Annotated in this window: 26 protein-coding genes; 18 read left to right on the top strand and 8 right to left on the bottom strand. The window is 70.1% G+C overall.

Annotated features, from left to right (window positions below; genetic code table 11):
- The first annotated feature begins 8 nt into the window (after positions 1 to 8).
- The 11 genes from F9C12_RS09785 to F9C12_RS09735 are packed head-to-tail and all read left to right on the top strand — an operon-like array spanning position 9 to position 7,516.
- Positions 9 to 332 (top strand): MmoB/DmpM family protein, encoded by a 324-nt coding sequence (locus F9C12_RS09785; protein ID WP_409465637.1) that lies wholly within the window; start codon positions 9 to 11, stop codon positions 330 to 332.
- Positions 329 to 1,315 (top strand): toluene monooxygenase, encoded by a 987-nt coding sequence (locus tag F9C12_RS09780; RefSeq protein WP_409465636.1) that lies wholly within the window; start codon positions 329 to 331, stop codon positions 1,313 to 1,315. The genes F9C12_RS09785 and F9C12_RS09780 overlap by 4 nt, the downstream gene beginning before the upstream one ends.
- 7 nt (positions 1,316 to 1,322) lie before the next feature.
- Complete coding sequence (locus tag F9C12_RS09775) at positions 1,323 to 2,333, top strand: 2Fe-2S iron-sulfur cluster-binding protein (protein WP_409465635.1); 1,011 nt, start codon at positions 1,323 to 1,325, stop codon at positions 2,331 to 2,333.
- Between the two features lie 15 nt (positions 2,334 to 2,348).
- On the top strand, positions 2,349 to 2,684 hold the full coding sequence (locus F9C12_RS09770; RefSeq protein WP_409465634.1) for a Rieske 2Fe-2S domain-containing protein: 336 nt from the start codon (positions 2,349 to 2,351) through the stop codon (positions 2,682 to 2,684).
- A 33-nt stretch (positions 2,685 to 2,717) separates the two neighbouring features.
- The gene (gene pxpA / locus F9C12_RS09765) at positions 2,718 to 3,440 is read left to right on the top strand and encodes a 5-oxoprolinase subunit PxpA (protein ID WP_409465633.1); all 723 of its coding nucleotides are present in this window, start codon (positions 2,718 to 2,720) and stop codon (positions 3,438 to 3,440) included.
- A 43-nt stretch (positions 3,441 to 3,483) separates the two neighbouring features.
- Entirely contained in the window at positions 3,484 to 3,732 is a 249-nt protein-coding gene (locus tag F9C12_RS09760) for an acetyl-CoA carboxylase (protein WP_037717008.1), read from the top strand.
- A complete protein-coding gene (locus F9C12_RS09755) occupies positions 3,729 to 5,087 on the top strand; it encodes an acetyl-CoA carboxylase biotin carboxylase subunit (protein WP_409465632.1) in 1,359 nt (452 codons plus the stop codon). Before F9C12_RS09760 ends, F9C12_RS09755 begins: the two co-directional genes overlap by 4 nt.
- Positions 5,084 to 5,974 carry a 5-oxoprolinase subunit B family protein gene (locus F9C12_RS09750; RefSeq protein ID WP_409465631.1) on the top strand — a complete coding sequence of 297 codons (891 nt, stop codon included), beginning with the start codon at positions 5,084 to 5,086 and terminating at the stop codon, positions 5,972 to 5,974. Before F9C12_RS09755 ends, F9C12_RS09750 begins: the two co-directional genes overlap by 4 nt.
- The gene (locus F9C12_RS09745) at positions 5,964 to 6,929 is read left to right on the top strand and encodes a biotin-dependent carboxyltransferase family protein (RefSeq protein WP_409465630.1); all 966 of its coding nucleotides are present in this window, start codon (positions 5,964 to 5,966) and stop codon (positions 6,927 to 6,929) included. Before F9C12_RS09750 ends, F9C12_RS09745 begins: the two co-directional genes overlap by 11 nt.
- A gap of 12 nt (positions 6,930 to 6,941) precedes the next feature.
- Positions 6,942 to 7,127, top strand: coding sequence for a tautomerase family protein (locus tag F9C12_RS09740; RefSeq protein WP_043840203.1), 186 nt, complete (start codon positions 6,942 to 6,944; stop codon positions 7,125 to 7,127).
- Positions 7,127 to 7,516 (top strand): SRPBCC family protein, encoded by a 390-nt coding sequence (locus F9C12_RS09735; protein WP_409465629.1) that lies wholly within the window; start codon positions 7,127 to 7,129, stop codon positions 7,514 to 7,516. Before F9C12_RS09740 ends, F9C12_RS09735 begins: the two co-directional genes overlap by 1 nt.
- Positions 7,517 to 7,558: 42 nt before the next feature.
- Here the strand turns inward: F9C12_RS09735 and F9C12_RS09730 are convergent, their stop codons facing one another.
- A complete protein-coding gene (locus F9C12_RS09730) occupies positions 7,559 to 8,422 on the bottom strand; it encodes an MBL fold metallo-hydrolase (RefSeq protein WP_409465628.1) in 864 nt (287 codons plus the stop codon).
- A gap of 91 nt (positions 8,423 to 8,513) precedes the next feature.
- On the opposite strand from F9C12_RS09730, the gene F9C12_RS09725 reads away from it, so the two are divergent.
- From F9C12_RS09725 to F9C12_RS09715, 3 genes are read left to right on the top strand one after another with little or no spacing between them, the layout of a single operon-like run.
- Positions 8,514 to 8,714: a hypothetical protein gene (locus F9C12_RS09725; protein ID WP_409465627.1), complete on the top strand. Its 201-nt coding sequence runs from the start codon at positions 8,514 to 8,516 to the stop codon at positions 8,712 to 8,714.
- Positions 8,701 to 10,017, top strand: coding sequence for an amidase (locus F9C12_RS09720; RefSeq protein WP_409465626.1), 1,317 nt, complete (start codon positions 8,701 to 8,703; stop codon positions 10,015 to 10,017). Before F9C12_RS09725 ends, F9C12_RS09720 begins: the two co-directional genes overlap by 14 nt.
- On the top strand, positions 10,014 to 10,568 hold the full coding sequence (locus tag F9C12_RS09715) for a TetR/AcrR family transcriptional regulator (RefSeq protein ID WP_409465625.1): 555 nt from the start codon (positions 10,014 to 10,016) through the stop codon (positions 10,566 to 10,568). Before F9C12_RS09720 ends, F9C12_RS09715 begins: the two co-directional genes overlap by 4 nt.
- Here F9C12_RS09715 and F9C12_RS09710 read toward each other — a convergent pair.
- From F9C12_RS09710 to F9C12_RS09695, 4 genes are all read right to left on the bottom strand, one after another.
- A complete protein-coding gene (locus F9C12_RS09710) occupies positions 10,565 to 11,758 on the bottom strand; it encodes a GNAT family N-acetyltransferase (protein WP_409465624.1) in 1,194 nt (397 codons plus the stop codon). The genes F9C12_RS09715 and F9C12_RS09710 overlap by 4 nt on opposite strands.
- Before the next feature lie 71 nt (positions 11,759 to 11,829).
- Entirely contained in the window at positions 11,830 to 12,654 is an 825-nt protein-coding gene (gene xdhC, locus F9C12_RS09705; RefSeq protein ID WP_409465623.1) for a xanthine dehydrogenase accessory protein XdhC, read from the bottom strand.
- Entirely contained in the window at positions 12,651 to 15,020 is a 2,370-nt protein-coding gene (xdhB, locus tag F9C12_RS09700; RefSeq protein WP_409465622.1) for a xanthine dehydrogenase molybdopterin binding subunit, read from the bottom strand. Before xdhB ends, xdhC begins: the two co-directional genes overlap by 4 nt.
- Positions 15,017 to 16,441, bottom strand: coding sequence for a xanthine dehydrogenase small subunit (locus tag F9C12_RS09695; protein WP_409465621.1), 1,425 nt, complete (start codon positions 16,439 to 16,441; stop codon positions 15,017 to 15,019). Before F9C12_RS09695 ends, xdhB begins: the two co-directional genes overlap by 4 nt.
- Before the next feature lie 422 nt (positions 16,442 to 16,863).
- Here F9C12_RS09695 and F9C12_RS09690 point away from each other — a divergent pair, with 422 nt between their 5' ends.
- On the top strand, positions 16,864 to 17,559 hold the full coding sequence (locus tag F9C12_RS09690; RefSeq protein ID WP_409465620.1) for a hypothetical protein: 696 nt from the start codon (positions 16,864 to 16,866) through the stop codon (positions 17,557 to 17,559).
- A 48-nt stretch (positions 17,560 to 17,607) separates the two neighbouring features.
- On the top strand, positions 17,608 to 18,999 hold the full coding sequence (locus F9C12_RS09685) for an MFS transporter (RefSeq protein ID WP_409465619.1): 1,392 nt from the start codon (positions 17,608 to 17,610) through the stop codon (positions 18,997 to 18,999).
- A gap of 51 nt (positions 19,000 to 19,050) precedes the next feature.
- Here F9C12_RS09685 and F9C12_RS09680 read toward each other — a convergent pair whose 3' ends face one another.
- Genes F9C12_RS09680 through F9C12_RS09670 form a run of 3 tightly spaced genes read right to left on the bottom strand, consistent with a single transcriptional unit; the run spans position 19,051 to position 21,184 of the window.
- Positions 19,051 to 19,473 carry a DUF2871 domain-containing protein gene (locus F9C12_RS09680; RefSeq protein WP_409465618.1) on the bottom strand — a complete coding sequence of 141 codons (423 nt, stop codon included), beginning with the start codon at positions 19,471 to 19,473 and terminating at the stop codon, positions 19,051 to 19,053.
- Positions 19,470 to 20,168 (bottom strand): ABC transporter ATP-binding protein, encoded by a 699-nt coding sequence (locus F9C12_RS09675; protein WP_409465617.1) that lies wholly within the window; start codon positions 20,166 to 20,168, stop codon positions 19,470 to 19,472. The genes F9C12_RS09680 and F9C12_RS09675 overlap by 4 nt, the downstream gene beginning before the upstream one ends.
- The gene (locus tag F9C12_RS09670; protein WP_409465616.1) at positions 20,168 to 21,184 is read right to left on the bottom strand and encodes an ABC transporter permease; all 1,017 of its coding nucleotides are present in this window, start codon (positions 21,182 to 21,184) and stop codon (positions 20,168 to 20,170) included. Before F9C12_RS09670 ends, F9C12_RS09675 begins: the two co-directional genes overlap by 1 nt.
- 171 nt (positions 21,185 to 21,355) lie before the next feature.
- Here F9C12_RS09670 and F9C12_RS09665 point away from each other — a divergent pair, with 171 nt between their 5' ends.
- On the top strand, positions 21,356 to 22,531 hold the full coding sequence (locus F9C12_RS09665; protein ID WP_409465615.1) for a sensor histidine kinase: 1,176 nt from the start codon (positions 21,356 to 21,358) through the stop codon (positions 22,529 to 22,531).
- Positions 22,528 to 23,145 (top strand): response regulator, encoded by a 618-nt coding sequence (locus F9C12_RS09660; RefSeq protein ID WP_409465614.1) that lies wholly within the window; start codon positions 22,528 to 22,530, stop codon positions 23,143 to 23,145. The genes F9C12_RS09665 and F9C12_RS09660 overlap by 4 nt, the downstream gene beginning before the upstream one ends.
- Positions 23,146 to 23,362 lie beyond the last annotated feature (217 nt).

Below are 23,362 nucleotides of genomic sequence, written 5' to 3'. Positions count from 1 at the left end.
AGGACCGGATGAGCAGCATCGGACCCATCGCCGACCCGGTCGGCCCGGTCCTCCAGGTCGGCGAGGTGGCGCGCGCCGTCGCCGACGCCGCGGTGACCGACAACCCCGGCCGCCGGGTCGACATCCGCGACCGCGGTTCGTACGTGCGGGTCGAGGTCGAGGGCGGCGAATGCGTCCTGCGCCGCGAGACCATCGCCGAGGAACTCGGCCGCCCGTTCAAGATGTCCGAGCTGGAGCTGATCATGCCCTCGTTCGTCGGGCGGATCGAGACCGGCGGCGACGTCATCCGCTTCTACCTGGGCGCTTCCGCCCGCAAGGAGGCCAGCTCGTGAGCACCCCGCTCAAGCCGCTCAAGACCTGGGGGCACCTCGCCGCCCGCCGGCGCAAGCCGAGCGAGTACGAGATCGTCTCCACCAACCTGCTGTGGCACACCCGCGACCCGGAACAGCCGTGGGACGTCGGGCACACCGGGTTCATGGCGGATTTCTACCGCCGCTACCGCAACCAGAGCCCGGTCACGCACCCCGACTGGAACGCCTTCCGCGACCCGGACGAGCTGGTGTACCGCACGTACAACATCCTCCAGGACGGCCAAGAGTCCTATGTGGATGGCTTGCTCGACCAGCACGACGCCGAGGGCCATGACCGCGGGCTCTCGCCGGAGTGGGTCGCGGTGCTGGCCCAGCTGTACACGCCGAGCCGGTACCTGCTGCACACCGTGCAGATGGCCAGCGCGTACCTCGTGCACATGGCCCCGGCCAGCACGATCGCCAACTGCGCGGCGTTCCAGGCCGCCGACTCGCTGCGCTGGCTGTCCAATGTGGCCTACCGGACCGCGGAGCTGCGCCAAGCGCATCCGACCGCCGGGTTCGGCGAGCGCGAACGCGAGCTGTGGGAGGAACTTCCGGCCTGGCAAGGGTTCCGCGAGCTGATGGAACGCCAGCTGACCACCTTCGACTGGGCCGAGGCGTTCGTCGCGCTCAACGTGGTGGCGAAGCCAGCGCTTGACGAGATCGTGCTGCGCCAGCTCGGCGTCAGCGCCCGGCGGCACGGCGACGTGCTGCACGCGCTGCTGGCCGAATCGGCGTTGCGGGACAGCGAGCGTTCCCGGCGCTGGACCGAGGCGCTGGTCAAGCAGATGTCCGAAGTGGACTCGAACGTGCCGCAGCTGCGCGAGTGGGTCGCGAAATGGCAGCCGCTCGCGGTCGCCGCGATCGAGGCGTACGGCGCGGAGGTGGCGGAGAACGCCGAAGCGGCGGAGAACGCGATCGGCGCGGTCCGGGCGTTCCAGCGGCAGCTCGGCATCGGAGGCTGAACCGGCCATGACGACCGAACACCAAGTCCTCCTGCGGGGGACCGGCGTTCGCTTTCCTTGCGCGGAGGGCGACACGCTGCTGCGTGCCGCCCTCCGCGCGGGGGTCGGCCTCAGCTACGAGTGCAACAGCGGCGCCTGCGGAAGCTGCCGGTACGAGCTGCTGGAGGGCGACGTCCGCACGCGCTGGGCGGACGCGCCCGGACTCAGCGCCCGCGACCGCCGCAAGGGCCGCCGGCTGGCCTGCCAGAGCGAACCGGCCAGCGACTGCGTGGTCGACCTCAGTTCGGTGCCGGAACCCGCGCCGCACCGGCCGATCCGGCAGCGCGCCCAGCTGCGCGAGGTGCACCGGCTCACCCACGACATGGCCGAATTCGTCTTCATCGCGGAAAAGCACGCCGCGTTCAGCGCCGGGCAGTACGCGATGCTCGGGTTCCCCAGCGGCATCGAGCGCGCGTATTCGATGAGCAACCTCGGGAACTGCCAGCGGGAATGGAAATTCGTCGTCAAACGGTCGCCGGGCGGGAAAGCGACGTCGATCCTGTTCGACGGGCTCGACCTCGGCGAGACGATCGAGCTGGACGGCCCGTACGGCCAGGCGTACTACCGGGCCGGGGACGACCGCGACATCGTCTGCGTCGCAGGCGGTTCCGGACTCGGCGCGATGGTGAGCGTCGTGCTCGGCGCGGCCGCCCAGGCCGACGCCGGCGAGCGCACGGTCCATTTGTTCTGCGGCGGCCGTGCTCCGCGCGATTTGCACATTCCGGAAGCGATGGCGATGGCGCAGCGCCGGTTGCGCGCGCTCCACGTGCACACCGCGGTTTCCGAGCCCGGTGCGGCGGATTCCGGTTCGCACCAAGGATTCGTGCACGAGGCCGTGGTCGCGGAACTGGGCGAAACGCTGACTGACTTCACCTATTACGCCGCCGGGCCGCCCGCGATGACCGACGCGCTCGCCCGCGCGCTGGTGCTGGACGGCGGGCTGGACGCCGACCGGCTCCATTTCGACCGGTTCAGCTGAGAAAGGAGCTTCCGCATGGGTTTCGTGCGGGTGTGCAGCCTCGACGACGTCTGGGAAGGCGACATGGAGTCGTTCGAGGTGGGGGACAAGGAAGTGCTGATCGCCCACCTCGACGGCGGCGAGGTCGTCGCGACCCAGGCGATCTGCCCGCACCAGCAGGTCGAACTGGTCGAGGGCGAACTGGACAAGAAGACCCTCATGTGCAAAAGCCACCTGTGGACGTTCGACCTCGCCACCTGCCAGGGCATCAACCCCGGCCACGCGCGGCTGGCCCGGTACCCGGTGCGGCTCGAGGGCGACGACGTCTACATCGACCCCGACGGGGACACCCCGAAGATCGCGCATTCCTGAAAAGATCTTCCGAAAAGACAAGGAACAGCACTCATGGTTGCCATCAACTGCGACATGGGCGAGGCCTACAGCATCTACCGCTGCGGCGACGACGAGGGCATCATGCCCTACATCACGGTCGCGAACGTCGCCTGCGGTTTCCACGCCGCCGACCCGGTCGTCATGCGGCGGACCGTCGCGCTGGCGCACGAGCATTCGGTGAAGGTGGGCGCCCACCCGTCGTTCCCGGACCGCGACGGGTTCGGCAGGCGGGAGCTGAAGATGGAGCCCGGGGAACTCACCGCCGCGGTGGTGTACCAGGTCGGCGCGCTGACCGGATTCCTGGCCGAACACGGCATGCCGCTCAACCACATCAAACCGCACGGCGCGCTGTACGGCCTGGCCTCGCGGGACGAGACGGTCGCGCGGGCGATCGCGGAGGCGGCCGACGTGTTCGACGTGCCGTTGATGGGGATGGCCAATACCGTGCACGAAAAGGTGTGGGGCAAGCGCGGCCAGGGCTTCCTCGCCGAGTACTACACCGATCTCGACTACCGCGCCGACGGTTCGCTCATCATCACCCGCGAGCACGTCGCCTACGATCCGGCGATCGCCGCCGAACGGTCCGTGCGCGCGGTCACCGAGGGGCTCGCGACCTCTGTGGACGGTCAGGACATCCCGATGCGCGCGGACTGCGTCTGCGTGCACTCCGACACTCCTGGCGCGGTGGATCTGGCGAAAAGCGTGCACGATGCGCTGACGCCGTACCTGACCTGATTTCTGCAACTGTTCCCGCCGAACCGAGCGCGAGGTGACGCTGATGTCCCGTCTCGAAGTGGTTTCGCCCATTCCCGGGGTCTTTTACCGCAAACCCGATCCGGACAGCCCGGATTTCGTGAAGCCCGGCCAGAAGGTCGGCGCGGACGACACGGTCGGGCTGGTCGAGGTGATGAAGTCCTTCTACCCGGTGCCCGCGGGCGCGGCCGGGACCGTCGTGGAGTTCGCCGCGGACGCCGAGGCGGTCGTCGACGCGGGCCAGCCGCTCGTCGTGCTCGAGGTGGACGCGTGAAACGGGTGCTGATCGCCAACCGCGGCGAGATCGCGGTCCGGATCATCCGCGCGGCCAACGACCTCGGCATCGAGACGGTCGCGGTGGTCAGCGAGGCCGACCGCAGCGCCGCGCACGCGCTGCTCGCCGACCAGGTCGTCCCGATCGGCCCGGCCCCGGCGACGAAGAGCTATCTGGTGGCGGACGCGATCCTCGCCGCGGCCAAGGAAACCGGCGCGGACGCGGTGCATCCCGGTTACGGGTTCCTGTCTGAGCGCGCGTCGTTCGCCGCGGCGGTGGCGGACGCGGGGCTGACGTTCGTCGGTCCGGAGGCCTCGGTCATCGAGCAGATGGGGGACAAGGTCCGGGCGCGGCAGGTCGCGCAGGCGGCCGGCGTGCCGACGGTGCCCGGCACGCCCGGCGGAGTGTCCGATGCGGCCGAAGCCGTGGCGGCGGCGGACGAGATCGGGTACCCGATCATGCTGAAAGCGGCGGCGGGTGGCGGCGGTCGCGGGATCCGGGTGGTCGCGGACGAGGCCGAACTGAAGGCCGCGTTCCCGCAGGCGTCCGGCGAGGCGGCGAGCGCGTTCGGCGACGGGCGGATGTACCTGGAACGGTTCGTGCGGGCGGCCCGGCACGTCGAGGTGCAGGTGCTCGGCGACGGTTCCGAGACGGTGCACGTCTTCGAGCGCGAGTGCTCGCTGCAGCGGCGGCGGCAGAAGGTGGTCGAGGAGGCTCCGTCGCCGGGGATCGACGAGCGGATCCGGGCCGAGATGACGGCCGCGGCGGTGCGGTTGTGCAAGGAGGTCGGCTACCGCAGCGCGGGCACCTGCGAGTTCCTGGTGGACGACGACACCGGCGAGTTCTTCTTCATCGAGATGAACACCCGGATCCAGGTCGAGCACCCGGTGACCGAATTGATCACCGGGATCGACCTGGTCGCCGAGCAGTTGCGGATCGCGGCCGGGGAACCGTTGCGGTACCGGCAGCCGGACGTGGCCAAGCGCGGGCACGCCGTCGAATTCCGGGTTTGCGCCGAGGATCCGGAACGCAATTTCCTTCCCGGTCCCGGAAAGATCGGCGACGTCCGGTTGCCGGGCGGTCCGTGGGTCCGCACGGACACCTGGCTCGCGCCGGGGAGCCAGGTCCCGCCGTTCTACGATTCCTTGGTGGCCAAGGTGGTCGTGTGGGGCGAGGACCGGCCGACCGCGTTGCGCAGGGCGAAGCGGGCACTGTCCGAATTGGTCGTCGAAGGCGTTCCCACCACCACGGCGCTGCTGATCGAACTCCTCGGGCAGCAGTGGTTCGCCGACGGCGCGTTCACCACCGGGACGCTCGAAGAGTGGCTCCTCCAGCGAGCGGAGGCGGGCGCATGAGCGGCGTGACTCCCGCCCGGTACAGCTGGGGCGGGGACGAGCACATTTTCGTCGAGCTGGCCGAGGAAATGAGCCTGCAGGCCAATTTCCGCGCGATGGCGATCACCACGTCGCTGCGCGAGAACCGGCCGGACGGCGTCGTGGAGATCTGCCCGGCGAACGCGTCCTACCAGGTCCGGTACAACCCGGACGTGATCGAACCGCGCACGCTGCTGACGCGTCTGCGCGAGATCGAGGAGAAGGTCGGCGACGCCGCGGATTTCAGCCTTTCGACGCGCGTGGTCGAGATTCCGGTGCTGTATCAGGATCCGTGGACCACTGAGACGCTGATGCGGTTCCGCGACCGGCATCAGGACCCGGACGCCACCGACATCGAGTATGCCGCTCGGATCAACGGATATGCCGGGGCCGAGGAATTCATCGCGGCCCACAGCGGTGCGCCGTGGTTTGTTTCGATGGTCGGTTTCGTCGCCGGGCTTCCGTTCATGTATCAGATGGTGCCCCGGGAACGGCAGATCGTCGTGCCGAAGTATCTGCGGCCGCGCACCGACACTCCAAAGCAGACAGTCGGTTACGGCGGTTGTTTCAGCTGCATTTACTCAGTCCGCGGCGCGGGCGGGTACCAGATGTTCGGCATCACGCCCGCGCCGATTTACGATCCGGCGCGGGAACTTCCGGACTTCGCCGATTTCATGGTGTTCTTCCGCCCCGGCGACATCGTGCGGTTCAAGCCGATCGACCGGGACGCCTACGACGACCACGTCAAGGAGGTCGAGGCCGGGACGTTCCGGATCCGTTCGCGCCCGGTCGACTTCGGGCTGCGCGAGTACCTCGACGACCCGGACGGCTTCACCGCGGGACTGCTGGAGGTGCTCCGTGCCGATTGAGGTCCGCCAGCCCGGACTGGCCACGACGATCCAGGACGCCGGCCGCAACGGCTATTACGACGTCGGCATCCCGCCCTCGGGCGCGCTCGACCAGTACTCGTACTCGGTCGCGAACCGCCTGGTGGGCAACGATCCCGGCGCGGCCGCGCTCGAATGTGTCTACCTGGGACCGGAGCTGCACTTCACCGAGGACACGGTGGTCGCGATCGCCGGTGCGGAGTTGCCGCCGAAACTCAACGGCGAGGAACGGCCGCTGTGGGAGGCGTTCGCGGTCAATGCGGGCGATGTCCTTACGTTCGGGTTCTGCAAACGCGGCGCTCGCGCGTATCTCGCGGTGAGCGGCGGCATTGACGTGCCTTTGGTGCTGGGCAGCCGATCCACCTACGGACTCGGAAAGCTCGGCGGGATCAGCGGTGCGCCGCTGGTTGCCGGGGACGTCATTCCGGTGGGCGCTGGCGCCGGTGTGCCCGGGCGTTCCCTGCCGGAAAACTTGCGCCCGGCGTTGTCGAAGGAAATCGAAGTCCGCGTGGTGATGGGTCTTTACGACCACGTGCTCACCGACGCGGGCCGCGCGACGTTCCTGGACACCGAGTGGACGCTGACTCCGGTCGCCGATCGCGTCGGTTTCCGGTACCAGGGCGGGAAATTGGAGACCAAACCGCGCACGCCGCCGTTCGGGGCCGGACAGGATCCGTCGAACATCGTGGACGCGCCTTATCCGATCGGCTCGATCCAGGTCCCTGGCGGTGTCGAGCCGATCATCCTGCACCGCGACGCGGTGTCCGGCGGCGGGTACCTGATGGTCGGCACTGTCCTCAGTGGAGACCTGGACCTGGTGGCGCAATCCGCGCCGAACACCAAAACCCGCTTCGTCGCGGTCGATCTGGACGAAGCCCTCGCCCTCCGCCGCGATTACCGCGCCCGCACCCAGCGGGCCGCTGAATCCCTGAGCTGACAAGGAGTTCTCATGCCGCACGTTCAGATCGACTGGTTCCCCGGTCGCACGACCGAACAGAAACGCGAGCTGGCCGAGGTGCTGACCCGCGAGATCTGCCGGATCGGCGACTGCGCCCCGGAATCGGTCGGCATCGTGTTCACCGACGTCGACACCGCGAACTGGGCGCGGGCGGGCAAGCTTTTCTCGGACAGCTGATGGCCAGCCTTCGCTCCCACGTCCTGATCGACGCCCCCGCCGACGCGGTGTGGCGGGTGCTCGGCGACGCCGCGGCGGTCGCCGGCTGGTTCCCGTCGATGAAGTCCTCCACCGGCGACAGCCGCCACCGCACGGTGGTCCTGGGCGACGGGTCTGTCCTGGAAGAAGCCGTCGTCACCCACGACCCGGCCCGGCGGCGGTTGCAGTACCGGGTGACCGGCGGCGATCTCCCCGTCACCGACCACCTGGGCACGGTAGACGTGCTGGAGATCGATCCGGAACGGTCGATTGTCGTGTACAGCACGGAAATCTCGCCGGACTCGCTCGCCGGCGCCTTCGACGCGGCGATCAGCGAGGCCGTCGCGGGCCTGCCCGCACACCTGTCCTGAGGTCCGTGCGGGGAACCCAAGCTGATTCCCCCGGGGTTCCCCTCACGGACGATCGGCGAACCGGTAGCCGGACCCGTGGGCGGTCAGGCGGCCGCCGGTGGGCGGGGTGAAGTGCGTGCCCAGCAGGAGGGTGCCCGAATCGGCCAGTTCGGCGAGGAGGCGGCGGCGGGTCTTCTCGGATTCCGCCGGGTCGATGTCCACCGACGCGCCGATCCCCGGATGCGCGAACTGCACGGGATGGTGCACCGCGTCGCCGGTGATCAGTGCGGTCTCGCCGGAGCTGGCGAGTTCGACCGAGACGTGCCCCGGGGTGTGGCCGGGCGTCGGCCGCAAGCGCACGCCGGACACGATTTCGACTCCCTCCTCGGGGACGTCGACCAGGTCCAGCAGCCCCGCGCGCTCCACCGGCAGCACCGAGTCGTCGAACATCTGCCGGCGCGCCGCGTCCATGTCGTAGCCCGCCCAGAATTCCCGTTCGGCGCGGGCGGTGACGTACCGGGCGGAGGCGAACGTCGGCACCCACTCGCCGTCCTGTTCGCGGGTGTTCCAGCCGACGTGGTCGGCGTGCAGGTGGGTGAGCAGCACCAGGTCCACCTCGTCCGGTGCGAATCCGGCGGCGGCCAGCGCGTCGAGGTAACCGGTGTCGAGGTCGTGCCACGCCGGGTTGGCGCGCGTCTTCCCGTTGCCGATCCCGGTGTCGACGAGGATCTTCGTCCCGTCCTTTTCGAACGCGAAACTGTGGCTGTGCAAGCGGATCGCGCCGTCGTCGGCGAAGTCCGGCCGCAGCCAGTCCTCGCCCGAGACGACCTCGGCGGTCGCCCCGGGGAGCAGCCACGGTCCGGTCGCGGCGGGGAATTCGATCTCGTCGATCCGGTGCACAGTGATCTCGCCGACGGTCCAGGACATGGGGAGTGCCTCCTTAACGCAACATGTTTGCGTTAAGCGACGGTAGCGGCTATCGTCGGTTAACGCAAATACTTAGCTTTTAGGAGCGCTCGTGTCCGAATTGACCCCCGGCGAGGCGGCCCGTCTCGCCGCCCGAGCCGGATTGCCGCTGGCCGCCGCCCGGCACACCGACGTGGCCGCCGTCGCCAACCACATCCACTCCGTGGTGACCGTCCTGCGCGACCTGGATTTCGGCGACATCCCGCCGGCTTCCACGTACCGAGCGGAGGAGGTCCGGTATGTCGCTGGCTGACCTCACCCTCGCCGAAGCGTCCGCCGCGATCCGGGACCGGCGCGTGTCGCCGGTCGAGCTGGTCGAGGAGGTCCTCGCGCGCATCGCCGAGGTCGAACCCCGGCTGCACGCGTACGTCACGGTGGACGCCGACCGCGCCCGGGCCGAAGCCGCGGCGCTGGGCGAGATCCGCGGGCCGCTGCACGGCATTCCGATGGGCTTGAAGGACCTGATCGACGTCGCCGGAACCGCGACCACCGCCAGCTCCCAGGTCCGCGCCGGACATCGCGCCGAGCGGGACAGCACCGTCGCCGCCCAGCTCAAGGCCGCCGGAACGGTCCTCCTCGGCAAGACTCACACGCACGAATTCGCCTACGGCCTCACGACTCCGCAGACCCACAACGCCCGCAACCCGTCGCGCGTCGCCGGAGGATCCAGCGGCGGTTCCGCCGTCGCTGTCGCCGCGGGAGCCGCGACGTTCGCCCTCGGCACCGACACCGGCGGCTCGATCCGGGTGCCCGCCGCGCTGAACGGAGTCGTCGGCCTGAAACCGACCTACGGCCTCATCCCGCGCGACGGCGTGACGTCGCTGTCCTGGTCGCTGGACCACGTCGGCCCGATCACCCGCACCGTCGAGGACGCCGCACTCGTGCTGTCAGTCCTCATTGGACAGTCGGTCTCGGTCGGCGGCGAGCTGGCCGGGCTGCGGGTCGGAGTCCCGGGCAACTACTACTTCGACCGCGTCGACCCGGCGGTGGAAACCGCGGTCCGCGAGGCCATCGGGCATCTCGAGGAGCTGGGCGCCGAGCTGGTCGACGTCGAAATCCCGATGACCCGGTACCTCCAGGCAACGCAGTGGGGCCTGATGGTTCCGGAAGCCACGGCTTATCACGAGCGCAGCTTGCGTACCGTGCCGGACCAGTACGCCGCCGACGTCCGGATCCTGCTCGAAGCTGGCGAGCTGATGACTGCGGGGGACTACCTGCGCGCCCAACGCGCCCGCACCCTCATGCGGCAGGAATGGACGCGGCTGTTCGAGAAGGTCGACGTCCTCGCCGCGCCGACAGTCCCGATGACGGCTGTCCCGGCCGGACAGGAGACGGTCACCTGGTCCGATGGAAGCGTCGAAGCGGTTTCGGACGCGTACGTGCGGCTTTCGGCTCCCGCGAACATCACCGGCGTACCAGCGTTGACGGTCCCGATCGGCGACGATCCCGACGGATTGCCGATCGGCCTGCAGCTGCTCGCCCGGCCGCATGGCGAGTCCGTGCTGCTGCGGACCGGGCACGCCGTGGAACGGGCGCGCCTTACAGTGGCACGGTGAGCCAGAAGCGGATGGTGCGTCCGGGCGGGCGCAGTGCGCGAGTCCAGGAATCGGTGCACGCCGCGGTCCGCGACCTGATCGCCGAATCGGGCCGGGACGCGCTGACCGTGCCCCAGGTCGCGGCGCGGGCGGGCGTCACGCCGTCGACGATCTACCGGCGGTGGGGCGACCTGCAGGAACTCCTGTCGGACGTCGCGGTCGAACGGCTGCGCCCGGAAGCCCCGCCGGAGGACCACGGTTCGCTGGCCGCGGACCTGACGGCGTGGACCGAACTGTTCCTGGACGAAATGTCCTCGCCGGCGGGCCGGGCCTACATCCGCGACGCACTGCTCGGCGACCCGGACGGCAGCAACGCCGGCCAGTGCTCGGCGTACGCCGCCGACCAGGTCGAAGTCGTCCTGGCCAGGGCGATCGCCCGAGGCGAGGCGGCGCCGTCCGCGGAAACGGTGATGGACCGGGTGGTGGCTCCGATCATGTACCGGATCCTGTTCCGCCCGTACGGCCTGGACGCCGAGTACGCCCGCCGGTTGGCGGCTGAGGTGCTGGCTTAGAACCAGTGCACGCAGTGCGGCGCACGATCCGACCGGAACAACGCGTCCGCCACCCCGGCCGCCTCCCCGTGGTGCGCCCGGATATGCCCCGCCCGGACCAGCACGCTCGGCAATGTCCCGCCGAGATAAACCGAGCCCAGGTCGCTCACGTCGAGCGACAGGTCCGGCGCGAGGTCCGTCCGCACGCACTCCGCCTTCCCGTCCCGCACCGTCAGCCGGTAGCGGCCGTGTTCCTCCAGGAAGGGGTCCGTCACGTCGAGGACCAGCGAACCGTCCGCGAACCAGCCGCGGGTGGTCAGGGCGCGGGGGATGTCGAGCAGCCGCACCCAGAGCCAGTCCGTGGTGCGGGGCTCGGCCGCGCGCAGGTCCGCGAGCTGCCAGCGCAGCGGGTTCCCCGGCGGGAGGTGTTTGAAGTCGATCGTCTTGACCAGGTCGTGCCCCAGCAGGTACTGGGTGAGCGAGGTGAAGGCCGCGTCGTCGGCCGCGATGACCTCGTCGACCGTCAGGACGCCGTCGGTGACCAGGTAGCTCGCGTACCCGTCCGCGGTGCCGTCGGTGTCCCGGTGCACGGCGAGGTACCGCGGTTCCGGGCCGGTCGGCGGATGGCCCGCGCCCAGCGCCCACCAGCGGTGCGGCCGCGACAACGCGCCCGGCTGGGTGCGGCGGTAGCGGTCGTAGATCTCTTCCAGCAGGCCACCGCAGTCGACGCGGCGGAGCAGCTCGACCGAGCCCGTCGCGACCGGCGTACCTCCGCGCGGGGCACCGAAAGCGGAGCGGTGCCGTTCGACGGTCATCTGCTCGGTGGAGGTCGCCGGTCCGTAGCCGAACCGCCGGTAGATCACCGCTTCGGAGCAGAGCAGCACCGACAGGAACTCGCCACGGGCGCGGACGTCGGCTAGGTGCTCCTGCATCAGCGCGCGGAGCACGCCCTGCCGCCGGTGCGTCGGCAGTACGCCGACGGCGGTCACGCCAGCGGCGGAGGCGAGCACATCCCCGGGCAGCGTGAGGTCGAAGGAGAACGCGCCGGTGGTGCCGACCGGTTTCCCGTCTGGAGCGTAGGCGATCAAGCTCCGGTCGCTCTCGAAAGCGCCCAGGATGCCACTGCCCGGCGACTCGGGCCAGTAGCGGCCGAACGCGGCTTGGACGGTGCGGAAGAAGACGTCGTAATCGTTGTCGCGCCGGATTTCCATCGCAGAAGGCCCCCAGGAGCTGACGGTGTCTCCCCGTATCCCAGTCGTGCTCCCGGGGGCAGGCAAGCGATTTACGCCTGAAGCGCGCCCGGCTGCACCCGCGCCGGGAATTTCTGCAGCAGGTCGGCCGCCACGCTCACCGCGATCACCGCCGGTTCCTTGCCGGTCAGGCCCGGCAAGCCGATCGGCGTCGTGATCCGGGACAGCGCCGCCTCGTCGTGGCCGAGATCGGTGAGCCGCTTCCGGAACCTCGACCACTTCCCGGCGGATCCGATCAACCCGATCGACCCGCACGTGCCGCTGCGCAGCGCCGCGTCGCACAGGGCGATGTCCTCGGCGTGGTCGTGCGTCATGATCAGCACGTGCGTGCCCGCCGGCAGCTCGGACAGCACCGTCTCCGGCAGCAGCGGGACCTGGTGGACGTGCACGGTCGCCACCGCGTCATCGAGCACGGCCAACCGTTCCGCGGTCAGCTGCGCCGGCCGGCTGTCGATCAGGTGCAGCGAAATCTCGTGCCGGGCGAGCACCCGCGCCAGCTCCAGGCCGACGTGGCCGACGCCGAAGACCGCCACCGACGGACGCACCGGAAGCGGCTCGAACAGCAGCGTCATCGTCCCTCCGCAGCATTGCACGCCGTGCTGGTAAGGAGCCTTGTCGGACAGCGAAAGCGTTTGCAGCACCGGCGCGGTCGCGTTGTCCCGCAGCAGTTCCCGGGCCCGCTCGATGGCGACCGCCTCGGCATTGCCGCCGCCGATCGTGCCGTGGGTTTCCGCCGAGCCGACCACCATTTTCGCGCCGCCCTCGCGCGGAGTGTGCCCGCGCGAGGACGTCACCGTGACGAGCACGCCCGGCAGCCCCGCGTCCCGCAGGTGCTGTACCGCGCTGATCCAGTTCATGGCTGGCCCACCAGATCCGGTACCTGGGCCTCGACCTCCGGAGCCGCGGTGACAGCGCGGTCGATCGCCCAGAACACGGCTTCCGGCGTCGCCGGGGACGCCAGATCGACGCTGTGCCCGGGCTCGCCGAACGCGGCGACCGCCTGCCGCAGCGCTTCCCGCACCGAGAAGGCCAGCATCAACGGCGGTTCGCCGACCGCCTTCGACCCGTAGACCGCGCCTTCTTCGGTGGCATCGGTCAGCAGCGTGACGTTGAAGACTTCCGGCATCTCCGAGAAACTCGGCAGCTTGTACGTGCTCGCCGCCTGGGTCGCGAGCCGCCCGCGGGTGGGCCGGTCGGACTCGTCCCAGCGCAGGTCCTCCAGGGTCAGCCAGCCCATGCCCTGCACGAATCCGCCCTCGATCTGGCCGATGTCGATCAGCGGGGACAGGCTGTCGCCGACGTCGTGCACGATGTCGACCCGCCGCGTCCGGTACGCGCCGGTGAAGTCGTCCACCTCGACCTCGGCCAGCGCCGCGCCGTAGGCGAAGTACTTGAACGGCGAGCCGCTCATCGTGGCGGAATCCCAGCTCAGGCCCTCGGTCCGGTAGTACCCGGCGGCGGACAGGTGCACCCGGTCGAAGTAGGCCGCGTGCACCAGCTCGTCCCAGCCGATTTCCTCGCCGGACGGGGTGCGCGCCGCGCCGCGGACGATCCGGACGTCGCTTTCCGGCACGCCGAGCTTGCCCGCCGCGACGGCGAGCAGCCGGTCGCGGATCTGCTCGCAGGCGTTCTTGACCGCGCCGCCGTTGAGGTCCGCGCCCGAACTCGCCGCGGTGGCCGAGGTGTTCGGCACCTTGTCCGTCCGGGTCGGGGCCAGCCGCACCTTCTCCGGCGGCACGCCCAGCGCGGTCGCGGCCACCTGCAGCATCTTCGTGTGCAGTCCCTGGCCCATTTCGGTGCCGCCGTGGTTGATCAGCACCGAGCCGTCCTTATAGACGTGCACCAGCGCCCCGGCCTGGTTGAACGCGGTGAGGTTGAACGAAATCCCGAACTTCACCGGCGTGATCGCGAGCCCGCGCTTGGAATGCGCGTGTTTCACGTTGTACGCGGCGATCTCGGCCTGCCGGCGCTCGGCCTCGCCCGAGTCCAGCAGCTGCTGCCAGATCCGGTGGATGCGTTCCGGGTGCCGCACTGGCATCCCGTACGGCGTTTCCTGGCCTTCGGAGTAGAAATTGCGCCGCCGCAGCTCGGCCGGGTCGATGCCGAGCAGCGGTGCGCAGCGGCCGAGGATGTCCTCGATCACCAGCATGCCCTGCGGCCCGCCGAATCCGCGGAACGCGGTCTGCGACGTCTTGTTCGTTTTCGCGATCCGCCCCATCGCGCGGACGTGCGGGATCCAGTACGCGTTGTCGACGTGGCACAGCGCGCGGGCGAGCACCGGTTCGGACAGGTCGAGGCTCCAGCCGCCGTCCGCGGTCAGCACGACGTCCAGCGCCTGCAGCTTGCCGTCGGAGTCGAAGCCGACGCTCCATTCGGCGTGGAAACCGTGCCGTTTGCCGGTCATCGTCAGGTCCTGGGTGCGGGTGAGCCGCAGCCGCACCGGACGTCCGGTGAGCGTCGCGCCGAGCGCGGCGACGGCGGCGTACCCGTGCGGCTGCCATTCCTTGCCGCCGAACCCGCCGCCCATCCGCAGGCTCTGCACGGTGACCTCGTGGCTGTGCTTGCCCAGCACGTGCGCCACGATGTCCTGCGTTTCCGACGGATGCTGCGTGCTGCTCTGCACGAAAACCTGCTCGGACTCGTCGACGTGGGCCAGCGCGCACTGGGTTTCGAGGTAGAAATGCTCCTGCCCGGCGAAGTCGAACTCGCCGCGGAAGACGTGCGCCGAACCGGCCATCCCCGAGTCGACGTCGCCGCGCGCCACCACTCGCGGCTCGCCCTGGAAACTGCCCGCGGCGATGGCTTCGCCGACGGTGACCAGCGACGGCAGCGGTTCGGTGTCCACCTCGACGGCCGCCGCGCCCAGCCGCGCCGCTTCCAGCGTCTCGCCGAGCACCCAGCACACCGCGTGGCCGTAGAACATCACCTCGGACGGGAACAGCGGTTCGTCGTGGTGCACGCCGGAATCGTTGACGCCAGGGACATCCGCCGCGGTGAGGACGCGGACCACGCCGGGCACGGCCTCGGCCGCTTCGGTGCGGATCGCGAGCACCTTCGCGTGTGCCTCGGGTACCTGTACGGGGTATGCGTGCAGCACGTCTTTGGTGCGGGCGACGAGGTCGTCGGTGTACAGCGCGGTGCCCCGGACGTGCGCCGCGGCGGCCTCGTGCGGCCGGGCGATCCCGATGGACGGGCTTTCCGGGCGGTCCGAAAGTGCGCTCATGCTCGTGCTCCCTCGAGAGAGTCGGCGTGCAGTTTCAGCAGGCTGCGGCCCAACGTCGCGGCGCGGTAGGCGGCGCTCGCGCGGTGGTCGTCCATCGGCGTGCCCTCGCCGCGCAGGATTTCCGCTGCGGCGCGGACGGTTTCCTCGTTCCAGGGCTGTCCGACGAGCGCCGCTTCGGTGTCTTTAGCGCGGATCGGGGTCGCGGCGACCCCGCCAAGGCCGATCTGCGCGGTGCGGACGAGACCGTCTTCGAGGTCGAGCGCGAACGCGACGGCGACGCTGGAAATATCGTCGAACCGCCGTTTGGCGACCTTGTGGAACGCGGTGGTTCCGGCCAGCGGCAACGGAATCCGCACCGAACGGATCAGCTCGGCGTCCCGCCGCACGCTCTGCCGGTACCCGGTGAAGTACTCCGCGAGCGGCACCTCGCGCTCTCCGTCCACTGAGGACAGGACGACGCTGGCGCCGAGCGCGAGGAGCACCGGTGCGGAGTCGCCGATCGGCGAACCGGTGCCGAGGTTTCCGCCGAGGGTCGCGGCGTTCCGGATCAGCCGCGACGCGAATTGCGGGATCAGCTGGCTCAGCAACGGAATCCGGCCGTCGAGGCGGCGGTCCATTTCGGTGAGGCTCAGCCCGGCGCCGATTTCGATCGTGTCCGCGCCGACGTTCAGCACCTGCAGTTCGGGGATGCGGTCGATGGCGACGACGCAGTCCGCCCGGACGCCGCGGATGTTCACCTCGACGCCCCAGTCCGTCGACCCGGCCACGAAAGTCGCGTTAGGACGGTCGTGGCGCAGCCGGAGCGCTTCGGCCCAGCTGGCCGGGCGAAGGTAGTCCCGTCCGTCGCGGTGCAGTTGTGTCGCAACGGGTTCCGGCGCGCGGCAGGTGCGCCGCAGGGCCAGCGGGTCGTCGGCCGGGGGAGCGCCGAGCGCGTGCGCGGCGTCGCGGATCGGCCGGTATCCGGTGCAGCGGCACAGGTTTCCGCTCAGCGCGTGGATGTCGAAGCCGTTCGGCGCGTGGTCGTCGCCGGTCGCGGCGCGGTCGCCGCGGTAGTACTCGGCCGCCATGCTGCAGACGAACCCGGGAGTGCAGTAGCCGCACTGGGATCCGCCGCGCACGGCCATTTCGTGCTGCACCGGGTGCAGTTCTTCGGCGGACCCGAGACCCTCGGCCGTCCACACCTCCTGCCCGTCCAGCGAACCGACCGGGGCGAGGCAGGCGTTGATCGCGACCAGGTCGGTCGGGGATTCGACGCCGGGCCGCGCGACCAGGATCGCGCACGCGCCGCATTCGCCCTCGGCGCAGCCCTCCTTGCAGCTGGTCAGGCCCTGTCCGCGGAGCCAGTCCAGTGCCGTGGTGTGCACGGGGACGGCGCCGATCGCGGTGCGTTTCCCGTTGACGGTCACCTCGGGGTCGACCATCGGAGTTCCTCTCGTCTTTTCTCGGCTGGGGCCACGGCCGCCACCGCGCCGTCGGCGCAGGTCAGGGGACCGTGGGAAAGGGCGGCAACGGGACTGGGGGAGCCCGTGCGCGAGCGCGGCCGAGCGGGGGAGACCGCTCAGTGCCGCGTTGGCCAGCCGTGCGCGACGCGCCCCTTGTTCCAGGCGGACTGGCGCGTGCGCTGGCGGAGGTCGGCGAGCTGGCCGGAAGTCAGCAGCATCGCGCACCTCCTCGAGAGCGAACGGAACGGGCGGTGCGGGCGCACTGCCGTTGCCGAAGCGTAACGCCGGGCAAAGCCCGAGACAAGGGCCGGCGTCGCCCGGAAGGAGACCCAGGACACACTTCCAAATACCCCCAGGGGGTATAAGGTCTGTGGCGTCGAGAACGAGCGAAGGAGAGTCCGATGAACGGCAACGGCACCGCACTTTCGGCCGGCGGGGTCCAGCTCGGCGTCGTGCACGCCCCCGTCCGCGCGGGGGAGGACGGCGAGCTTGCGTTCACTGTCAGCACCGCCGACGGACAGCCGGTCACCAAATACGAGGAGGCGCACGGCAAGCAGTTGCACCTGATCGTGGTTCGCACGGACGGCGCGCACTTCCGGCACCGCCATCCGGTGCTCGACCCGGAGATCGGCGTCTGGTCGATCCCGTGGACCTGGGCAGCGGCGGGCGCCTACCGGGTCTTCACCGACCTGACTCCGGCGGGCGGCGAGAGCGTGACGCTGTCGCGGACGGTCGAGGTCGCCGGCGACTACCAGCCGCAGGCCGCGGAACCCGTCGCGAAGGACGTGGTGGACGGCTACGAAGTGACCCTCGACGGCACGCTCGCGGCGGGCGCGGCGACGATGCTGACCGCCCGCGTGACCCGCGGCGGACAGCCGGTCGCCGAGCTGGAGCCGTACCTGGGTTCGTTCGGCCACCTGGTCGCGCTGCGCCAGGGCGACCTCGCCTACCTGCACATCCACGCGCTCGGCGACGGGGAGCCCGGGGAAATCCGGTTCCACGCCGAGGCCCCGACGACCGGCCGCTACCTGCTGTACCTGGACTTCCAGGCCGAGGGCACGGTGCGCACCGCCGCCTTCGTCCTCGACGCGGCCTGAGCAGCTTCATGCCGTGCTGCCGATCCCCTTGAAGAGAAAGAGAAAACGATGACCACCGCACAGGAAACCCGGCCGAACACGCTCCGCTGGTGGGCGCTCGGACTGATCGCCCTCGCCCAGTTCATGGTGATCATGGACACCTCGATCATCGGCGTCGCCCTGCCGCGCATGCGCGACGCTCTCGGCTTCACGCCCAGCACGTTGTCCTGGGTCTTCAACGCCTACGTGATCGCCTTCGGCGGCCTGCTGCTGCTCGGCGGGCGGCTGTCGGATTTGTTCGGCGCCAGAAGGCTTTTCGCGACCGGATGGGCGATACTCCTGGCCGGTTCGGTGCTCGCCGGAGCCGCCGGGAACGTGCCGGTCGAACTCGCCGGCCGGATCGTGCAGGGCGCGGGAGCCGCGCTGATCGCCCCGTCCGCGCTGACGTTGCTGATGATGCTCTTCGGCAGCAGCCCGAAGGAACTCACGAAAGCCCTCGCGCTGTACGGCGCGGCGGCTCCGGCCGGCGGCACCGCCGGGGTGTTCCTCGGCGGGGTGATCACCGAATACCTGTCGTGGCCGTGGGTGTTCTACCTGAACGTGCCGATCGCGGTGCTCGCGCTGTTCGCCGCTCGCGCCGTGCTGCCCGGGGGAGCGACCGGAACCCGTGGCACGGTTGATGTTTTCGGCGCGCTGACCGTCACGCTCGGCTTGGGGACGCTGGTGTACGGGATCGTCCGCGCTCCGGAAGCGGGATGGACGTCCACCTGGATCGCGCTCGCTGCCGGTCTCGTGCTGCTGGCCGGTTTCGTTGTCCGCCAGGCGAAAGCGCGCACTCCGCTGATGCGGCTGTCGATCTTCCGCGCCCCGCGGCTCGGCGCGGCGAACCTGGCGCAGGTTTTCCTCGGCGCGGCCTGGATTCCGATGTGGTTCTTCCTGAACCTCTACCTGCAGCAGGTGCTCGGGTTCCGCGCCTTCCCGGCCGGCGCCGCGCTGCTGCCGATGACCGCGCTGATCATGCTGGGCATGATCGCCCTGGCCCCGCGGGTGATCGGCCGGTTCGGCCCGAAGCCGCCGATCGTGGCCGGATTGCTGCTGCTGGCGGCCGGCTTGGGCTGGCTCGCGCTGGTGCGCGCGGACGGCAGCTTCTGGGCGGACGTCCTGCCCGCGTCGCTGGTCGCGGCACTGGGGATGTCGCTGGCCTTCATCCCGTCGCTCGGCACGGCGATCTCGGCGGCCCGGCCGGAAGAAGGCGGGCTCGCGTCGGGAATCGTGAACACCGGCTACCAGGTGGGTTCGGCGCTGGGGCTGGCCGTGATGACCGCACTGGCGGCGGCTTCGGGCGCGGGCGCGCTCGGCGACCCGGCGGCGTTGACGAACGGCTACTCGGTCGCCTTCGTCGGCTCGGCGGTAATCGCCCTGGTGGGGGCTGGTCTCGCGGCTGTGACCTTCCGCCGGTAAGTCCGTGAGGGGACTCTGGGGGAATCTGATTCCCTCAGGGTTCCCCTCACGTCACGCCTTGGTCTCGGCGGGCTTCCAGATCCGCCCGTGCAGTCCCACGAACAGCAATACGAACGCGACCGTCAGCAGGATGTGCCCCAGCCCGGCGATCCCGGCGATCGCCGCGCCGGATTCCTTGCCCAGCACGGTGAGCGTGCCGTGCACGAGCATTCCGCCCACCGTGACGAGCATCCCGGCGTGGTAGATCCAGAAGAACGGCGCGAAGGAGCGGGTCGCCGACAGCGTGAACACCTTGTCCAGCACCAGGACGATCAGGAACACCAGCGTCCCGAGCGCGAGCAGGTGGGTGTGCACAATGGACAGCTGGGTGTCGCCGGTGAAATGCTCCGCCTTGGTCAGTTCGCGGTAGTAGAGCCCGCCGAGCAGGCCGAGGATCGTGTAGATCGCGGCGGCCCAGTAGATCTTCTTCGTCATCGGTTCTCCTCGGCGCCGGCCCGGGCCGGCTGGTGGATCCGTCCGTCGACGACCTCGTGCACCGAGTCGACCCCTTCGAGGTGGGAGCGGTCGTGGGTGACCAGCACGGTTGCCGTCGCCTGCTGGTGCGTGATCGTAGTGAGCAGATCGACGACCGCCGCGCTGCGGTCCTGGTCCAGCGCGCTCGTCGGCTCGTCGACCAGCAGCACGGCGGGCTCGTTCATCAGGGCGCGCGCGATGTTCACTCGCTGCTGCTGTCCGCCGGAAAGCCGCCCTGGCCGATGCGCCGCGCGATCAGTTAGTCCGACGGCGTCGAGCAGCTCCTTCGCTCGGTTTGTCGCGGCGCGACGCGGCGTTCCGTTCAGGTGCGCCATGACTTCCAGCTGTTCCACCGCGGTGAGCGACGCGAGCAGATTCGGTTGCTGGAACACGATCCCGATCTTGGTGCGCCGCAACTCGGCCAGCGCGGCCCGGTCCAGCTCGGCGGTGTCGACGCCGCCGACGACCACGCGTCCGTGATCGGGCCGGATGAGGGTCGCGGCGACGGCGAGCAGGCTCGATTTCCCGGATCCGGACGGTCCGACGACCGCGGCGACGTTTCCGGCGGGCACGTGCAGGTCGACCCGGTCGAGGGCGGTGAGGCGGGAATCGCCGTCGGGGTAGGTGAGGGTGATGCCGGACAGGTGCAGGCTCATCAGTGCGCTCCGGAGGTGAGGGCGGTCAGCGGGTCGACGGAGGTGATGCGGCGGACCGCGAGCGCGGCGCCGAGCGCGCCGAGGACCACCAGCACCGCGGCCGGGCCGAGCAAGGTGCCCGCGCTGAGCACGAACGGCACCGTTCCGGACGCGACCGCTCCGAGCGCGGCAGCGAGGCCGGTCCCGAGGGCAGTTCCGCCGATCAGCAGCACGACGGCTTGGCCGAGCGCGTCGCGCAGCAAGTACTTCGTGGTCGCGCCGAGTGCCTTCAGCACCGCGATGTCGCGGCTGCGCTGGATCGTCCACACGGTGAAGAACGCGCCGATCACCAGTGCGGAGATCACGAACAGAAAGCCGCGCATGAGCTGGAGCGAGCCGTTTTCCGCCGAGTAGGAGCCGATGGCGGACAACGCATCGTCCTTCGTGACGGTGCGGGTGCCGATCCGCGCATCTGCCGCGGCGATATCGGCGGACGGATCGGTGGTCACCGCGAGCACTGTCGCGTTTGGACCGGTGAAGTGAGTCCACACCACCGGGAGATGGCTATAGGACGCGTCTCCGTCGATGGCGGACACGGTGACTTTCTGGCCTTGCAGCGTGAGTTGGTCGCCTTGACCGGCCTTCAACGCGTCTGCGGCGCTCGTGGACAAGACGACCGTGCCTGGCCGTGAGTTCCGGACTCCGAACGCCGCCAACGTCGCGGTGCGCTCGCCGACCGCCGCGCTGGCGGTGCTGATCGCGATCGGTTCCGCGCTGGTCACTCCGGGCACCCGGGCGTACTCCTCGGCCTGCGCCCGGGTCACTGTGGACTGTCCAAACGAGAGCGATCCGCTGCCGGGATCGGCGAAGACCAGGTGGTCGGCCGGCAACCCGGTGATCGCGGACGTGCTCTTCTCGGCCAGCCCGGAGGTGAGCCCGGACAGCAGACCGACCAGCAACGTCATCAGCACGACGACGGTCCCCATCAACGCGAACCGCCCCTTGGCGAAGCGCAGATCCCGCCACGCGACGAACATGTGCGTCCCTTCCTTCTCGATGTGCGCTCCAGCGTGCTCCGGCCGAGGCGCGGGGACATCGCGCCGCGGACGGTCTCCCCGGAATCGATGGGCGCACTCGCCGCTCAACCTTTCGATTGATGCGGATTCCGCCCGGGACACGGACAATCGGCAGGGGAGGTAGCCGCTTTCGTGAATCCGCAGACCCTCGACCGGCCGTTGCGCGTGCTGCGCGTCTGCCTGCACCTTCTGCTGGCCGGGCTGCTGGTGCTCGCCGTCGCGCGCGCGTTCGCCGACGGACAGCCGCACGCGCCCGCGGTGCTGGCCGGGGCCCTGGTGATGGGCGGCGTTTACACGGTGGGCCCGCTGCTGCCGCGAATCGGCCGCCTCCCGGGTGCGACGGCGGCCTGGCTGGCCGTGCTGGGCGTCGCGTGGCTCGTGCTGCTGTGGCTCACTCCGGACGGGGTGTGGCTGGCTTTCCCGCTGTATTTCCTGCAAATGCACCTGCTGCCGACCCGCTGGGGCCCGGCCGTCGTCGCGCTGACCACCGTTCTGGCGATCGCCGGGTTCACCCGCCACCAAGGCGCGTTCAGCATCGGCGTGCTCCTCGGCCCGACGCTCGGGGCGGCGGTCGCGATCGCCACCGTCCTCGGCTACCAGGTGCTCTACCGGGAAAGCGAACAACGGCGGCGGCTCATCGAGGAGTTGCGCGAGACCCGCAACGATCTGGCCGCGATGGAACACTCCGCCGGAGTCCTGGCCGAACGCGAGCGGTTGGCGAGGGAAATCCACGACACCCTGGCGCAGGGCCTGTCGAGCATCCACCTGCTGCTGCGCGCCGCCGAACGCGCGCTGCCGGACCGTCCCGACGCCGCGGTCCCGCACGTCTCCCAGGCCCGGCAAGCCGCACAGGACAACCTCACCGAAGCCCGCCGCCTCGTCTACGCGCTGGCCCCAGTGGAACTGGAAGGCTCTTCCTTGCCGGCGGCGCTGGAACGCCTGTGCGCGACCACGCAGCAGCGTTCCGGCCTGACTGTCCACTTTCACCTCAGCGGCGAACCGTTCGACGTGCCCACCGCGTACGAGGTCGCGTTGCTGCGGATCGCCCAGTCGGCGCTGGCCAACACCGTCCGGCACGCCGCGGCCGGCCGGGCCGAACTGACCTTGAGCTACATGGACACGAGCGTCACCCTGGACGCCGTGGACGACGGCATCGGCTTCGACCCGCGGGAAGTGCGCGGCGGCAGCGGCTTCGGCCTGCCCGCGATGCGCGCCCGCGCCCGCTCGCTCGGCGGTTCGTGGACGGTGGAATCGTCCCCCGGCAACGGCACCGCGCTGGCCGTGAGTTTCCCGGTGGACCCGCGATGATCCGCCTCCTGCTGGCCGACGACCACCCCGTCGTCCGCGCGGGACTGCGCGCGGTCCTGGAGACCGAACCGGACCTGGAGGTCGTCGCCGAAGCCTCGTCCGCGGAGGAGGCCGTGCGGCTGGCGAGCGGCGTGGACGTGGTGCTGATGGACCTCCAGTTCGGCTCCGGAATGCATGGCTCCGAAGCGACCGCGCACATCACCTCCGCCGCGGACGCGCCGAAAGTCCTGGTCCTGACGACGTACGACACCGACGGCGACATCCTGGCCGCGATCGAAGCGGGCGCGACCGGGTATCTGCTGAAGGACGCCCCGCCGGAGGACCTCGCCGCCGCGGTGCGCAATGCCGCCGCCGGGCAGACCGTGCTGGCCCCCGCGGTCGCCCACCGGCTGATGAACCGCATGCGCGCCCCGGCGGCCGCGTTGTCGCCGCGCGAGATCGAGGTGCTGGGGCTGGTCGCGGACGGACTGTCGAATCAGGAAATCAGCAAGCGGCTGTTTTTGAGCCAGGCGACGGTGAAATCGCATCTGGTGCACATTTACGCGAAATTGGGAGTGGACTCCCGGACCACGGCGGTGGCGGCGGGCAAGGAGCGGGGGCTGATCCGCCGCTGACGGCCGCGCCGAGCGCCAGCACGATCAAGCACAGCCTGATAGTGGTTGACCATGACCTGATCGCTGCCCGGATTGTCTTGTTCAGTTCGGCGAACATCGTGCCCCTCTCTCGTGATGTGCCCCGAGAGTGGCGTGTCCGGGCCGTCGATGTCGTTGTTCGCGTGAACAATGCAGGTGCGGGATGAACAATGGGGAGTTGTTCGCGAACAAAGGGGAG

It is taken from the genome of Amycolatopsis sp. GA6-003 (genome assembly GCF_046267895.1).
Taxonomy (GTDB): domain Bacteria; phylum Actinomycetota; class Actinomycetes; order Mycobacteriales; family Pseudonocardiaceae; genus Amycolatopsis.
Note: the sequence above shows the minus strand (reverse complement) of the source record. Positions and strands in the feature narration are given on the sequence as shown.

Excerpts from the sequence above, each read along its gene's own strand:
- F9C12_RS09785 (WP_409465637.1), top strand. The coding sequence starts at position 9 with ATGAGCAGCATCGGACCCATCGCCGACCCGGTCGGCCCGGTCCTCCAG.
- F9C12_RS09775 (WP_409465635.1), top strand. The coding sequence starts at position 1,323 with ATGACGACCGAACACCAAGTCCTCCTGCGGGGGACCGGCGTTCGCTTT.
- F9C12_RS09770 (WP_409465634.1), top strand. The coding sequence starts at position 2,349 with ATGGGTTTCGTGCGGGTGTGCAGCCTCGACGACGTCTGGGAAGGCGAC.
- pxpA (WP_409465633.1), top strand. The coding sequence starts at position 2,718 with ATGGTTGCCATCAACTGCGACATGGGCGAGGCCTACAGCATCTACCGC.
- F9C12_RS09760 (WP_037717008.1), top strand. The coding sequence starts at position 3,484 with ATGTCCCGTCTCGAAGTGGTTTCGCCCATTCCCGGGGTCTTTTACCGC.
- F9C12_RS09750 (WP_409465631.1), top strand. The coding sequence starts at position 5,084 with ATGAGCGGCGTGACTCCCGCCCGGTACAGCTGGGGCGGGGACGAGCAC.
- F9C12_RS09740 (WP_043840203.1), top strand. The coding sequence starts at position 6,942 with ATGCCGCACGTTCAGATCGACTGGTTCCCCGGTCGCACGACCGAACAG.
- F9C12_RS09735 (WP_409465629.1), top strand. The coding sequence starts at position 7,127 with ATGGCCAGCCTTCGCTCCCACGTCCTGATCGACGCCCCCGCCGACGCG.
- F9C12_RS09730 (WP_409465628.1), bottom strand. The coding sequence starts at position 8,422 with ATGTCCTGGACCGTCGGCGAGATCACTGTGCACCGGATCGACGAGATC.
- F9C12_RS09720 (WP_409465626.1), top strand. The coding sequence starts at position 8,701 with ATGTCGCTGGCTGACCTCACCCTCGCCGAAGCGTCCGCCGCGATCCGG.
- F9C12_RS09710 (WP_409465624.1), bottom strand. The coding sequence starts at position 11,758 with ATGGAAATCCGGCGCGACAACGATTACGACGTCTTCTTCCGCACCGTC.
- xdhC (WP_409465623.1), bottom strand. The coding sequence starts at position 12,654 with ATGAACTGGATCAGCGCGGTACAGCACCTGCGGGACGCGGGGCTGCCG.
- xdhB (WP_409465622.1), bottom strand. The coding sequence starts at position 15,020 with ATGAGCGCACTTTCGGACCGCCCGGAAAGCCCGTCCATCGGGATCGCC.
- F9C12_RS09695 (WP_409465621.1), bottom strand. The coding sequence starts at position 16,441 with ATGGTCGACCCCGAGGTGACCGTCAACGGGAAACGCACCGCGATCGGC.
- F9C12_RS09690 (WP_409465620.1), top strand. The coding sequence starts at position 16,864 with ATGAACGGCAACGGCACCGCACTTTCGGCCGGCGGGGTCCAGCTCGGC.
- F9C12_RS09685 (WP_409465619.1), top strand. The coding sequence starts at position 17,608 with ATGACCACCGCACAGGAAACCCGGCCGAACACGCTCCGCTGGTGGGCG.
- F9C12_RS09680 (WP_409465618.1), bottom strand. The coding sequence starts at position 19,473 with ATGACGAAGAAGATCTACTGGGCCGCCGCGATCTACACGATCCTCGGC.
- F9C12_RS09675 (WP_409465617.1), bottom strand. The coding sequence starts at position 20,168 with ATGAGCCTGCACCTGTCCGGCATCACCCTCACCTACCCCGACGGCGAT.
- F9C12_RS09670 (WP_409465616.1), bottom strand. The coding sequence starts at position 21,184 with ATGTTCGTCGCGTGGCGGGATCTGCGCTTCGCCAAGGGGCGGTTCGCG.
- F9C12_RS09660 (WP_409465614.1), top strand. The coding sequence starts at position 22,528 with ATGATCCGCCTCCTGCTGGCCGACGACCACCCCGTCGTCCGCGCGGGA.